A 12,770-nucleotide genomic window follows, 5' to 3' on the forward strand; every position below is an offset into this window, starting at 1 on the left:
CGTCATCCAGAGCGATGACGGCGTCCACGCCTTGTCGCGTTACCCGCATGTGGCGGCCGCCTGGGGCAACATAGATCTGGCCCGGCTTGACGACCTCGCCGTCGACGGCTTCGCGCGCCGGCCGATGGCTGGAACGCGCAAGGTGCTCCGCCAGAATCGTGGTGAACGTGGGCGGCATGTGCTGTGTGATCAGAACCGGAAAGCGGTCGATGACAGGCCCAAGCTCGGCCACGAGCGTCATCAATGCTTGAGGACCACCGGTAGACGAGCCGATCAACAGCGCGCGCGGCGCATGCGTGCCGAACTCGCGACGGAGCAGTTCCGGATGCGCCAGCGCGGGTCGCGACAATGATTCACGCACCGGAATTTGTGCGGCGAGCGGAGACGATGCCGGCTGCGCCCGCCGCACCTTGGCGCCAAGCGAGCGAATTTTCTGGATCAGATCGTGGTGGAAGATGTCAGCAGCAGTAACCACGCGCGTGCTCTCAGGCTTTGGAATGTAATCGGACGCTCCGAGCGAGAGCGCCTTGAAGCTGATCTCCGCGTTGCGGCGGGTTAGCGTGGAAGCCATGATGATGATGAGATTGCGTTTCTTGGCCAGCAGCAGCGGCAGCGCGGAAATGCCATCGAGGTCCGGCATTTCGATGTCGAGCACGGCGACATCCGGATTGACGCGTTCCAGCTGGTTGACGGCGTCACGGCCGGTGCGCAACGAGGCCGCGACCTCCATGTCCGGTTCGGATGCGATCCAGCGTGATATCAATCCTCTGATCACGACGGAGTCGTCGACAACCATCACACGCAATGGCTCTTGTCGCCACGAAGCGGGAGTCGAGGAACTTGTTAACGCAACACTCATTACTCACCAGGTTCGGCTCAAGATCGGCACGTTTACGGGCGGTGCTGAAGTCAGCTCAGCCGCCGGTCGAAATAGCCAGACTTAGATCAAGCCGACTTCCTGAAACTTCGCGGTAACGATGTCCTTGTCGAACGGCTTCATGATGTATTCATTGGCGCCGGCGTGAAGCGCGCGCGCGATGTGCGCGACGTCGTTTTCTGTGGTGCAGAACACGACTTTGGGCTGATCGCCACCGGGCATTCGACGCAGGTTGCCGAGGAATTCGTAGCCGTCCATGACCGGCATGTTCCAGTCGAGCAGGATCGCGTCGGGCAGTCCGCGCCGACACACTTCCAACGCCTTCTCGCCATCCTCGGCTTCGACGATCTGGAAATCCAGCCCTTCCAGGATGCGTCTAGCGACCTTTCGAATGACGCTTGAGTCATCGACTACGAGACATGTTCTCATTTTCGCCTCTACTGATTCCAATCCCTACCGGGAGGAGTGCATTTCCACTGGTTGCCGCTTGCCTGGCGCCGAGTTCATGCCGCCAGCATGTCCGGCACGATTTCGAGAACGCGATCGACGTCGAGGATAACCATAAGCTGACCGTCAAGCCGATGTACGCCACCGGCGAGCTTGGCCAGGCGGGGATCTAGATTGACCGGATTTTCTTCGCGTCCATCCTCGCAGAGCCGCAGCACCTCGCCGATTTGATCGATCAACAGGCCGTAGGATTCGCCGCGCAGGTCCACGCCTACGGCCATTGCCGGCTTGCCATCCTCATTCTTTGGGAGCCCGAGCCGGGCCCGCATATCCACCACGGTCACGATGCGTCCGCGAAGATTGAGCACGCCGGCGATTTCGCGCGGCGACAACGGCACTCTGGTGAGGCGCTCCGGCATAAACACGTCTTGCACCCGTGAGATCGGCAAGCCAAACAGCTGGCCGCCGATCATCGCGGTGACGTACTCGACCACACTGCCTTCAGCGGTTTCACTCTTGCTCATGCTCTCATCCTCTTTACGTCAGGCGGCCTGATTGATGGACGAATGTACTTTCGATGCCGCTCGGCTCAGTTCGGACGTCTGCTCCTTCAGTGCAGCGATGAGACCGGGACGATCGAACTTCGCCACATAATCGTGGAATCCGGCCTGACGGCCGCGCTCGATCGCCGCCGGTGACACCATCGATGAAAGGGCGATGATTGGCATCGAACTCAGATGCTGGTCGGCGCGTATCGTCTCGGCGAATTCGAAGCCGTTCATGTCGGGCATTTCGATGTCGGTCAGCACGACGTCGAACGGCTGGCCAGAGCGAAGCGCCGACAACCCTTCTTGCGCATTCGGTGCAACCCGCACGCGATAACCTGCTGCTTTGAGAACCGGCGCCAGCATGTTGCGGAAGAAGGCGCTATCGTCGACCAGCAGCACTGATTGGGCCGATGCCGACGGACGCATCTCCTTGCGGCTGAACCAGTCAGCAAACGCCATCGGAAGGAAATGCCCGACATCGATCACTTCAGTTGCCTGGCCCTTGATTACCGCTGACCCGAGAATGCCCTCCTGCTGGCCTGCGACCTCGATCGCGAGCTTCTCCTCGACAATGTCGATGATCTCATCGACCACGAGTCCCATCGAGCGGCCATCATCCGCGAACACCAGGATCGGCTGGGTGCCGGAGGTCTGGACGCTTACCCCAGCCATCTGAACGAGCGGCATCAGCTGCTCGCGGTATTGCACCATGTAGCGGCCGTTGGAGAGTTCAATTTTTTCGGCGACGATCTCTTCCAGCCGCGTCACCAGGCCGAGCGGCACCGCTTTTGGCTGGGGCGAGCCGGCGCGGAACACCAGCAGCGAGGTCAACTGCTCCGCCGCAATCGCGCGCGAGGCGGCGTTCTCTTCCGAGATTTCGTGAGCGGCGCTCCCGGCAGCACCGAGCGCCTTGGCGATGCCGTTCGGATCGATGATCATGATGACGGCGCCGTCACCGAGAATGGTGTTGCCCGAGAACATGTCGATGTGACGCAGCTTGGTCGACATCGGCTTGACGACAATTTCTTCGGTGTGAAACACACCATCGACCACGATGCCGAAGGTCTGGCTTCCGACCTGCGTCACGACAATAAAGCCATTCTCAGGATCTGAGGACGAGCCATCATCGACTTTGAGCAGCTTCTTCAGATGCATCAGCGGCAACAGCTTGTTGCGCAGCCGCAATACCGCCGTATCCTTGATGCGTTCGATGCGGTGCTCGGAATTGGCGCGGGCGCGAACCAGCTCGACCACGGACAATTGCGGGATCGCGAAGCGGTCGCCGGCGGCTTCCACGATCAGCGCTGATACGATCGCAAGCGTCAGCGGGATCTTGATGGTGACGGATGAACCCTCGCCGGCAACGGATTTGACGTCGATCGTGCCGCCGATCTGGTCGATATTGGTGCGCACCACATCCATGCCGACCCCGCGACCGGATACGCTGGTGATGCTCGCCGCGGTGGAGAATCCGGGCGCGAAGATAAATTTGTGGATTTGAGATTCGGTCATCTTCTCCAGCTCGGCCTCGCTGACGAGACCGTTGGAGATCGCCTTGGCCTTGATCCTTTCGGTGTCGAGGCCGCGGCCATTGTCGGCGATGCAGATGATGATGTGGCCGCCCTCATGATAGGCCGACAGGCGTATGGTGCCCTGCTCTGGCTTGCCGGCGGCTGCCCGCTCGGCCGGGGTCTCGAGCCCATGATCGGCCGAGTTGCGCACCATGTGAGTGAGCGGATCCTTGATCAGATCGAGTACCTGGCGATCCAGCTCGGTATCGGCGCCATGCATCTCCAGCTCGATCTGCTTTCCGAGTTCGCTGGAGAGATCGCGTATGATGCGCGGCAGCTTCTGCCAGGCATTGCCGATCGGCTGCATCCGCGTCTTCATCACGCCTTCCTGCAGCTCGGCCGTAACGTTGGAGAGTCGCTGCAGCGGCACCTTGAATTCAGTATCCTCGTTGCGGCGGGAGATTTCCAAAAGCTGATTTCGGGTTAGAACCAGCTCCGACACCATCGTCATAAGATGTTCCAGCGTATCCACGTTCACACGGATCGACTGGTTGGCGACGCGATCGGCTTCGCCCAATTCCGGATCGGTCGGTGGCTTTTTCGCGGATCGATTTGCATCCTTAGCCGCCGATGCGTGTGGATCGCGCGTCGGACGCGCTTCCTTAGCGGGCGCGGGTGCTACTTCGGTCGCGGTTTCCCGGAATGCGCGCTCCAGTTCATCAAGTGAGACTTCACCGGGGCGCAATGGCCGCCCAAGCGTCTGCGCTCCCGGCAGTTCTTGGAAAGTTTTTGACTGGACCGGTTCAGCGGACGTCGCAGTCTCCGGCAAATCCTGCATTCCGCGCTCGACCATTTGCTGGAGCTTTACAATCAGGTCCTGATCGGTGCCTTCGGGCTCGGCCTCGGTTGCCTCGAGACCGGCGAGAATTTCCTTGATTCGATCGATACTGCTGAGGATCAGCGTCACCGCTTCAGCCGTGACCGGCATTCCATCGCGGAATTTGCCCATCAACGTTTCACCGGCGTGCGCGAGCGCTTCGAGCCGCGGAAGTCCGAGGAAACCGCAGGTGCCCTTGATGGTGTGGACCAGGCGAAAGACGTTATCGAGTATCTTCGCGTTGTTCGGGTCCTGCTCGAACCTCACCAGCTGGTTGTCTACTGTATCCAGGCTCTCGCTGGTTTCCGTCAGGAACTCGCGTAACAGATCGTCCATTAAACTGGCCTTCGAACACACCGGCGCGCGACTTCGACACGCCATTCAGAGTGGGGCCAGCTTCTCCGCAAAGCGTTTAATATTGGTTGAGTAAATGGAAAAGAACGGGATCAACAAAGAGATAAGGCAACCTCAGCGAGTCTTGCCGGCAATTTTTAAGCACCGGTTAACCACGATTGATTGCAAACAGCGTGTCAGGAGGCTGTCACAACCACCGCATCACCTTCCGGGGCGAGTACCACCCGAAGCCCGCAGGCCTGCGCCAGCAGCTTGGTGTAATGGGGCTGCACCGCGTGGGCGTCGATCGCTGAGCTGGACGCCGAACTGAGCAGATCGGCGATGTTTTGCGGCATGCGCGCGTTCAGTCCGCTGGCCGCGACGCGAAAGCCTGATTTGTCGCCTTCGCCGGTCGGGTCGACCGTCAGCACGCCGCCGCGCGGGATTGTCTGTTGGGCGATCACCAGCATGTTGAGCAGCAGTTTGACCTTGTTCTTCGGTAACAGCGCCCGCGGCAAATTCCAGGTGATCGTGGTCTTGCCGTCCTCCAAATGACCGCGCGCCATATTTTGCGCGTCACCCAGGTCGATCTGCGCGCCGGACGAACCGGCCGCGCCAAACGCCAGCCGGCAGAACTGCAACCGTGCTGAGGCGGTCCTGGCGCTCTTGCGAATCAGATCGAGCGCGAATTCGCGATCTTCGGGCTTTGGATCGTCATCGAGAACCTCAAGGCCATTGACGATCGCGCCCACCGGACTGATGAGATCATGACAGACCCGCGAACATAAGAGCGCCGCCAGTTCGAGGGAGTCTGGGGCGGTACCGGGAGACGAGATGCCGGACATAGGATGTTCCTGTAAACCCGCTGACATGGCGCACCTGGACGAATCAAACATGCTCGCCGGCTTGATACACTGCGGACGCGCGCGCCGCCAACACAACGCGCAATCCTCGGGGGATAGTTCAAGGACGCATGAAATCCGCCGTGAATCCGCCTATGAATCCACACATGAATGATGCTCGTTCCTCCACGGCCCCGATCGACAGCTCCAGAGCGGTTGCGCTGCTGGAACCCTTGACCGAGCTGGTGATCCGGGCCGGCGCGGCGATTCTCGCGATCAACCGCGCGGCGATGAAGGTCGATGGCAAGCTCGACGGATCACCGGTCACGGAAGCGGACTTGGCCTCCGACGCCATTCTGGCCGACGGCCTTGCCCGGCTGGCGCCCGAAATTCCCGCGCTTTCCGAGGAGCGCTGCCAATCGGCCGAGCCCCGCGCTATCGCAGCCTTTTTCCTGATCGATCCGCTCGATGGCACCAAGGAGTTTGTCGCCGGGCGGGAGGAATTCACGGTCAATCTTGCGTTGGTGAGCAACGGCGAGCCTGTGATGGGCATCATCGGCGCGCCAGCGCTCGGAATTATCTGGCGCGGTGTGGTCGGACGGGGCGCGGAACGGCTGTCGACAAGCGAAGCATCGAGGTCACGGCCGATTCGGACCCGCAGCATGCCGCCCCCTGGCGAGCCTTGGGTGGCGGCCGTCAGCCGTTCCCATGCCGACAGCCGCACCGAGTCGTTCATTGCGGCAAGACCCGGTGCGATTCGCATCGCGCTCGGTTCAGCGCTCAAATTCGGCCGGGTTGCGGAAGGCCAGGCCGACATCTATCCGCGGCTCGCGCCGACATCGGAATGGGATGTCGCGGCAGGGCACGCGCTGGTCACCGCCGCCGGCGGACGGATCACGGACACGCACGGCGCTCCGGTGCGGTTCGTGCGCGGTCGGCCCGGCTTCATCGTGCCGGAATTCATCGCCTGGGGCGATCCGTCGGCGGCCGGAGCGCAATAGCAACACGCATTAGTAGCGGGTCAGCTCTTGCTGCAGCGCCGGCCAGCGCTGGCTGGCTTCCTGCAGCAGGCGCGCGGCGTCCGCGGAGAAGGCGTCCCTGGTTTGCTCGCGACCGAACAGATAGAGCCGCCTTCCCGAGATCAGCCAGAACCGCGGGTTGCCGGCGACGGTAACGCCGCGGGCGATATCGACCGGATCGTAACCGCCAAATTGCGGACCGTATATTTCGGGGTGGGCGATAAACGCCGCCCGATTGCCCTCATTGCGAAAGCGCCAGACCGCGCCAGCCTGCGAAGCCTCACAGCCCTCTTGGCCAATCACCGGGCCGGCATCGACGAAATAGCCGACCGGGTCGAACCCCTCAATCGCCAGACCCGTGTAACGGTTCACGACCACCCGTTCGGTGGTTGAGGCCGGCGCGGGCGATTGCCAAAGCGAGTTCGCCAGGCTTGCCAGCACTAGCGCGATCGGGGCTATTCCGGAGCGAAATTGCGATCCTGGCCCGACCCGGTTTCTTTCCTGCCGTCGTGCCGTCATAGTTGCTGCCGATAACATCCGAGTCGGGGGGACACTGGACGCAACCTATGGGGGTGCCGTTGGCATCAGGTTAAAGAGAGTGTTCAGGTTTTCGATATCTGGGGGTTCTTTATGACTTTTGCATCACGCCTTGCCGCGGTGACATTCGCCGCGCTGATGTGTTGGGCTGCGCCAGCTTCGTCGCAGCAGCCGGCTCCGGAGCTTCCGCCGCCGCAACGCCAGCCCAGCCCCAGCACCTACGGCCCCGACGAACTGGTCAACGCCGGACACCGGTTTTTCGGCAATGTTTCGCGCGGCCTCGCCTCGGTGATCGAGCGGGCGGTCAGCCAATGGGGCCTGCCCAACGGCTATGTCCTGGGCGAGGAAGGCTCCGGGGCATTCGTGGCTGGACTGCGTTACGGCGAAGGCACGCTCTACACCAAGAATGCCGGCGACTTGCGGGTGTATTGGCAGGGACCATCGGTCGGCTTCGATTGGGGCGGCGATGGTGCGCGCACCATGACCCTGGTCTACAACCTCCCGGCGACCAACGCGATCTACCAGCGCTTCGCCGGCATCGACGGCTCCGCCTATATCATCGGCGGCTTCGGGATGACGGCGTTGACAGCCAACAACATTGTGCTGGTGCCGATCCGCTCGGGCCTCGGGCTGCGGCTTGGCGCCAACATCGGCTATCTGAAATATACCCCGCGCGCGACATGGAACCCGTTCTGACCTCACGCATAAATACCCGGCGCGCAGAGCAGCGAGCGAACGCTGCGTATTGACGTTAAATGAGCATCGGACTGGCGTTACCCCTGCGCGTCGTGGCATGCTGATCGAGATTCTTCTGCACATCGGGAGTTTGCGCTGATGATCGAACCGATCATGTATCTGGCGATCGGTTTTCTGATCTCGATGCTGTTCGGGTTGATGATCGTGCCGCTGGTGCATAACCGCGCGGTGCGGCTGACGACGCGACGGCTGGAGGCGGCGACGCCGTTGTCGATGGCTGAGATCCAGGCCGACAAGGATCAGCTCCGTGCCGAATTCGCGATGTCGGCACGGCGCCTGGAGATGAGCGTCGATCAACTCAAGAGCAAGAGCACCAGCCAGCTCGCCGAGCTCGGCAAGAAGACCGACGCGATCAATCGCATGAAGCTCGAACTCGGCGAGAAGAACGCCACGATCTTTTCGCTGGAAGCGCGCGAGAAGGCGATGAAGGAACAGCTTCGCGCCACTGAAGAGGAATTCGCTGGCAGGACCGAAGCGCTGCGCGATGCCGAACAGGCGCTCAAGGACAAGCAGAACGAGCTTGCCAGGCTTAGCGCCGAACTGTCCGACCGTTCGATGATGGCGGAAAGCCGCCAGGTCGAGTTGGTGGCGGTACGCTCGCAGATCGACGATCTCAAGAGCCGCGTTGGGGATGCCGAGAAGGAGTTTTCCGAAACCCAGATCCGGCTCGGGCTCGAGCGCAGCGAATCCGAAAAGGCTACGCGCGAGCTTGCCGATGCGCGGAGCAAGGTGGAGAATTTGAGTCAACGCGTCACCGATCTCGATCGCCAGTTGATCGTGCAGGTCAAGGAAGCCGAATTGCTGGGCAATCGCGTTAGCGATCTGGAGCAGCGCCTCGCTACGCAGGGCAGGCTCCTTGCCGAGCGCGAATTTGAGAACAACCAGTTGCGGCAGGCTAAAGACTCCGCCGAGCGCACGGTCAAGGAATTGCGCGAGGAAATCGCCCTTACCAACACCGGCGCATTTCCCGCGCTGGAAAAATTGCGCGGGGAGAAAGCCGCGGTGGAGGAACAGCTCCGCGTTGCGCGCGATGAACGCGCCAAGCTGCAACGCGAGATCAACACGATCCAGCAGCAGGCCGAAAGCACCTGGGCCATCGAGCGCATGGAGAATGCGCTGCTGCGCGAACGCATCAACGACATCGCCGCGGAAGTGGCCAAGCTGGCGATGCAACTGGAAGGGCCGAACTCGCCGATCGAGGCCATGCTTGCAGAAACGCAAGCCGCTCCAAGTCCGGCGCGGCCGGCGAGTGGCGGCGCGGCTCAGCCTTCCCCCAGCGTTGCACCGGAGGGCGGCGGCACTTTGGCCGAACGCATCCGCGCGCTGCAGTCTCACGCCTCCCGCGCCCGCCAACAGCAGCCAAGCTAACGCTTCTCGCAATTCACACCGTCCAATTCTCGCCGCGACAAAACACACTCACACCGGCTTGCGCGTCCCACTTCTCGCTCCGAGGCGAACGACGGCCGCTCTTCCTTATCCCTCCCACTTTTGTGGGGAGGGTGGCACATCGTGAGCGGCGCGAACGATGTGACGGGTGGGGTGTATCACCTCGCACGAGCCACCCCCACCCGGCGCTTCGCGCCACCCTCCCCACAAAAAGTGGGGGAGGGATAACCGCGTCGCGGCATTCCGTACATCTCTCTCGGATTCCTCCACGCAAAAACACTCACCTCTCCGATCTCGCCGCGTGATCCGCGCGAGTTTTGGATCGTGTGAAGCGCATCTGAAATTCAGAGGGCGCAGGGAATGCCGGGCGCTCGATGCACCCGCAGCCTCGCATGCAAGATGAAAAAGCATACGAGCATAGTCACCACAGGTTCACCGAAATCATCCGGCATTCCCCGCGCAATGGTTTTACGACTTATATCGTGCTCTCCCCGGTGATCGGGCTTTGTTGTCACCGTCGCCTGCGGAATTGCTTTCGCAAGCTTGAACGCCAGCGTCGAGGCGTCAGAACCACACGACTTCGCCGTCCGCGTCACGTGCCGTTCGTCCACAGCACATCCGCGTCCACCGCATCCCGTTCCCAACGTTCGTGACGATCGCGAGCGCCCCTCTGTGTGGGACGAGATGGCGGCGCTTATAATTTTGATTTGGGAAGACCGAACAGCCGAATATTTTTGCAACCGGGGCTAGACAGAGAAATCAGTGATTTGTCCGTCAGGCGTTTCTGCCCGATGGCTTTTATCCCCCCTTGTGGGGAGGGATAACAGAGAGCTCGTTGTTCATCCCTCCTTTTTTACTTTTATGGGGAGGGTTGCGGACCAGTAGCCCGCATGAGCACGCGAGATGTGGGTCTCTCTACGTTCTCCCGGATCTCGCTCCGCGCATCCGGGCTACATTTTGAAGACTACCGCCCGACCAACCGATCCGCGAAATAGGCGATGGTCTTGCGGTAGATCGTCGCTCGATTCCATTCGCGCATCGCTTCGAAATTCGCGGTGCCCTCCTCATAGGGCGCGCCCATTTTGAAGCCGTTGCTGTGCAGGAGGTTCGCGGTCGAGGCCAGCACGTCGGGCACGCTATGCCGTAGATCGACGTGACCGTCGCCGTCGAAATCGACGCCATACTTGATGTAGGAGGACGGCAGGAATTGCGTCTGGCCGATCTCGCCGGCGTAGGCGCCGATCATGTCGCGCAGCGGCAGATCGCCACGCTGAACGATCTTGAGCGCGGCCAGAAGCTCGGTCTGAAAAAGTTCGCTGCGGCGGCAATCATGCGCCAGAGTCGCGAGCACGCGGAACACCGGCAGCCGGCCCATGTCGCCCTTGCCGAAATCGGTTTCCAATCCCCAGATCGCGACCAGGATCTGACGCGGCACCCCGAAGCGCGCCTCGATCCGCGACAGCAATGCCGCATGACGCTGCAGCATCGCGCGTCCGCCATTGATGCGGCCCGGTCCGACGCGGGTCGAAACATATTGCTCGAACGTCTTGTTGAAGGTGCCGCGCTGGCGGCGGTCGAAGCTCAATACCGCCGGATCCAGCGTCACGCCGTCGAGTGCGGCGCTGGTCACGCTCGCCGAGATGCCTGCCGCCCGCGCGTCCGCCTCCACGCCCGCCACGAAGGTGTGGAAGTCACCGCCGCACCGCGCCGCGAATGAGGGAGTGGAGATCAGGAGCGCAGCGACAATCGATGCGGTGGAGAGAGCAAGACGCGCACTATTCATGACAAACCATTTCCTTCCTGAGGGGAAACAGGCGCAAGCTGTAGCACGTTAAGTGCTGCTTGTTCTGCCGCAGACGGAAAAATGGCGAGCTCTCGCCCGCCATTGATGGAAGTGAGGACGTAACGGACGCGACAATAACCTTTGCCAACGGCTCCCGTTCCAATGCGCTATCCACGCCTCATGCTGAGGAGCGCGAACGCGCGTCTCGAGGCATATGGCCGTCCATTCCTTCGAGACGCCGCGCCATGCGCGGCTCCTCAGGATGAGAGGTTGAGGCGCGCAAGCGGTCCACCACGCTGATGGAGTTGGTCTCACCGATACGATTAGAATCGTCACGGCCGGGACAAGCCCGGCCATGACAAAGTCCTTCTTCTCAGGATGAACGGATCAATTATCCAGGAAGCTCCGCAGCTTCCTCGATCGGCTCGGATGCTTCAGCTTGCGCAGCGCCTTGGCTTCGATCTGGCGGATGCGCTCGCGAGTCACCGAGAACTGCTGGCCAACTTCTTCCAGCGTGTGGTCGGTGTTCATGCCGATGCCGAAGCGCATGCGCAGCACGCGCTCCTCGCGCGGGGTCAGCGAGGCCAGCACCCGCGTCGTGGTCTCGCGCAGGTTGGACTGGATCGCCGCGTCGATCGGCAGCACCACGTTCGGGTCCTGGATGAAATCGCCGAGATGCGAATCTTCCTCATCGCCAACGGGCGTTTCCAGCGACAGCGGCTCCTTGGCGATCTTGAGAACCTTGCGCACCTTCTCGAGCGGCATGCCGAGCTTCTCGGCAAGCTCTTCGGGCGTCGGCTCGCGGCCGATCTCGTTGAGCATCTGGCGCGAGGTGCGCACGATCTTGTTGATGGTCTCGATCATGTGCACGGGAATGCGGATGGTGCGCGCCTGATCGGCGATCGAACGCGTGATCGCCTGCCGGATCCACCAGGTCGCATAGGTCGAGAACTTGTAGCCGCGGCGGTATTCGAACTTATCGACCGCCTTCATCAACCCGATATTGCCTTCCTGAATCAGATCAAGGAATTGCAGGCCGCGATTGGTGTATTTCTTGGCGATCGAGATCACCAGCCGCAGGTTGGCCTCGACCATTTCCTTCTTGGCCTGGCGCGCCTCGCGCTCGCCCTTCTGCACGCCGTGCACGATCTTGCGGAATTCGCCGATCTCGAGCCCGGTCAAGGCGGCCAGCGACTGGATCTCGTGGCGCAGTTCCTTGATGCGGTCCTTTTCGTGATGCACGAAATTCTTCCAGCCCTTGGCGGAAAGTTTCGACACCCGGTTGAGCCAGCGCGGATCGAGCTCGGAGCCTTGATAGTTGCGCAGGAAGTCCTCGCGCGCGACGCCATGGCTGTCGCCCAGGCGAAGCAGACGGCCCTCGAACGACACCAGCTTCTTGTTGATGTCATAAAGCTGCTCGACCAGTGAATCGATGCGGGCCTGGTTGAGGCGCAGCGACTTCACCTCGACGATGATCTCGTCCTTGAGCTTCTTGTATTTGCGCTCCTGCGCCGGCGACAACGTTTCATTCTGTAGCTGGTTGGAGATGTCCTGCTCCTGCAGGCGCCGCAGCTTCTTGTAGTTGTCGGCGATCTTGTCGAAGATCTCGACCACCTTGGGCTTGAGCTCGGCCTCGATCGCCGCGAGCGACATCTGGTTCTCGAACTCGTCGTCCTCGTCCATGTCGGCTTCGGCCGCGGCCTCGCCGGGATCCTTGTCCTCGGCGTCAGCACCGGCGGGCGCGGCGCGGAACGGGGTCGGCGACGGCGGAGCGGCGGGCGGCGCCACATGCTCGGGCGCAGCCGCTGCGGCCTGGCCGCCCTCGCCGGGCGCTTCGCCGTTCTCGCCGACGGG

Annotated in this window: 11 protein-coding genes; 3 read left to right on the plus strand and 8 right to left on the minus strand. The window is 61.7% G+C overall.

Annotation, left to right across the window (positions count from 1 at the left end; genetic code table 11):
• The 5 genes from VJV58_RS01285 to chpT form a co-directional block, all read right to left on the minus strand.
• On the minus strand, nt 1–859 hold an 859-nt coding region (locus VJV58_RS01285; RefSeq protein WP_324135498.1), incomplete at its 3' end, for a chemotaxis protein CheB.
• Nucleotides 860–940: 81 nt separating this feature from the next.
• Entirely contained in the window at nt 941–1,306 is a 366-nt protein-coding gene (locus VJV58_RS01290) for a response regulator (RefSeq protein ID WP_324135499.1), read from the minus strand.
• A 74-nt stretch (nt 1,307–1,380) separates the two neighbouring features.
• Nucleotides 1,381–1,848 (minus strand): chemotaxis protein CheW, encoded by a 468-nt coding sequence (locus VJV58_RS01295; RefSeq protein WP_324135500.1) that lies wholly within the window; start codon nt 1,846–1,848, stop codon nt 1,381–1,383.
• An 18-nt stretch (nt 1,849–1,866) separates the two neighbouring features.
• Nucleotides 1,867–4,596: a hybrid sensor histidine kinase/response regulator gene (locus VJV58_RS01300; RefSeq protein ID WP_324135501.1), complete on the minus strand. Its 2,730-nt coding sequence runs from the start codon at nt 4,594–4,596 to the stop codon at nt 1,867–1,869.
• Between the two features lie 194 nt (nt 4,597–4,790).
• Entirely contained in the window at nt 4,791–5,438 is a 648-nt protein-coding gene (gene chpT / locus VJV58_RS01305) for a histidine phosphotransferase ChpT (RefSeq protein ID WP_324135503.1), read from the minus strand.
• Nucleotides 5,439–5,602: 164 nt separating this feature from the next.
• On the opposite strand from chpT, the gene cysQ reads away from it, so the two are divergent.
• Complete coding sequence (gene cysQ, locus VJV58_RS01310; RefSeq protein ID WP_324135504.1) at nt 5,603–6,436, plus strand: 3'(2'),5'-bisphosphate nucleotidase CysQ; 834 nt, start codon at nt 5,603–5,605, stop codon at nt 6,434–6,436.
• 9 nt (nt 6,437–6,445) lie between these two features.
• Here the strand turns inward: cysQ and VJV58_RS01315 are convergent, their stop codons facing one another.
• Nucleotides 6,446–6,973 carry a YHS domain-containing (seleno)protein gene (locus tag VJV58_RS01315; RefSeq protein ID WP_324135505.1) on the minus strand — a complete coding sequence of 176 codons (528 nt, stop codon included), beginning with the start codon at nt 6,971–6,973 and terminating at the stop codon, nt 6,446–6,448.
• A gap of 111 nt (nt 6,974–7,084) precedes the next feature.
• Between VJV58_RS01315 and VJV58_RS01320 the strand changes: the two genes are divergently transcribed.
• Complete coding sequence (locus tag VJV58_RS01320; protein WP_324135506.1) at nt 7,085–7,687, plus strand: DUF1134 domain-containing protein; 603 nt, start codon at nt 7,085–7,087, stop codon at nt 7,685–7,687.
• Between the two features lie 138 nt (nt 7,688–7,825).
• Complete coding sequence (locus tag VJV58_RS01325) at nt 7,826–9,115, plus strand: hypothetical protein (protein ID WP_324135507.1); 1,290 nt, start codon at nt 7,826–7,828, stop codon at nt 9,113–9,115.
• A gap of 982 nt (nt 9,116–10,097) precedes the next feature.
• Here VJV58_RS01325 and VJV58_RS01330 read toward each other — a convergent pair.
• The gene (locus VJV58_RS01330; RefSeq protein ID WP_324135508.1) at nt 10,098–10,916 is read right to left on the minus strand and encodes a lytic murein transglycosylase; all 819 of its coding nucleotides are present in this window, start codon (nt 10,914–10,916) and stop codon (nt 10,098–10,100) included.
• Between the two features lie 387 nt (nt 10,917–11,303).
• Nucleotides 11,304–12,770 (minus strand): RNA polymerase sigma factor RpoD (rpoD, locus tag VJV58_RS01335; protein WP_324135509.1); only part of this gene is annotated, 1,467 nt, incomplete at its 5' end.

Origin of the sequence: Bradyrhizobium sp. (assembly GCF_035273305.1) — a bacterium.
GTDB lineage: Bacteria > Pseudomonadota > Alphaproteobacteria > Rhizobiales > Xanthobacteraceae > Bradyrhizobium.

Excerpts from the sequence above, each read along its gene's own strand:
- VJV58_RS01290 (WP_324135499.1), bottom strand. The coding sequence starts at position 1,306 with ATGAGAACATGTCTCGTAGTCGATGACTCAAGCGTCATTCGAAAGGTC.
- VJV58_RS01295 (WP_324135500.1), bottom strand. The coding sequence starts at position 1,848 with ATGAGCAAGAGTGAAACCGCTGAAGGCAGTGTGGTCGAGTACGTCACC.
- VJV58_RS01300 (WP_324135501.1), bottom strand. The coding sequence starts at position 4,596 with ATGGACGATCTGTTACGCGAGTTCCTGACGGAAACCAGCGAGAGCCTG.
- chpT (WP_324135503.1), bottom strand. The coding sequence starts at position 5,438 with ATGTCCGGCATCTCGTCTCCCGGTACCGCCCCAGACTCCCTCGAACTG.
- cysQ (WP_324135504.1), top strand. The coding sequence starts at position 5,603 with ATGAATGATGCTCGTTCCTCCACGGCCCCGATCGACAGCTCCAGAGCG.
- VJV58_RS01315 (WP_324135505.1), bottom strand. The coding sequence starts at position 6,973 with ATGACGGCACGACGGCAGGAAAGAAACCGGGTCGGGCCAGGATCGCAA.
- VJV58_RS01320 (WP_324135506.1), top strand. The coding sequence starts at position 7,085 with ATGACTTTTGCATCACGCCTTGCCGCGGTGACATTCGCCGCGCTGATG.
- VJV58_RS01325 (WP_324135507.1), top strand. The coding sequence starts at position 7,826 with ATGATCGAACCGATCATGTATCTGGCGATCGGTTTTCTGATCTCGATG.
- VJV58_RS01330 (WP_324135508.1), bottom strand. The coding sequence starts at position 10,916 with ATGAATAGTGCGCGTCTTGCTCTCTCCACCGCATCGATTGTCGCTGCG.